A 208-nucleotide genomic window follows, 5' to 3' on the forward strand; every position below is an offset into this window, starting at 1 on the left:
CATATACGAAGGAACGGATATCTGCGTTCTCACAGATGAAAAATGGCTTGTGTTTATTATTGAGCAGCTTTTGTCGAACGCAGTAAAATATACGGTAAGCGGAAATGTGACGATCACGGTAGACAGAGAGAAAAAGCAGCTTAGTATCAGCGATACGGGAATCGGTATTTCACCTGAAGATCTTCCCCGTATTTTTGAAAAAGGTTAT

Annotated in this window: 1 protein-coding gene; it reads left to right on the top strand. The window is 40.4% G+C overall.

Annotation, left to right across the window (positions count from 1 at the left end; genetic code table 11):
* A partial coding sequence (locus NE668_RS10285; RefSeq protein WP_256197024.1) for an ATP-binding protein occupies positions 1-208 on the top strand: 208 nt, incomplete at both ends.

Origin of the sequence: Veillonella parvula (genome assembly GCF_024461875.1) — a bacterium.
Taxonomy (GTDB): domain Bacteria; phylum Bacillota; class Negativicutes; order Veillonellales; family Veillonellaceae; genus Veillonella; species Veillonella parvula_I.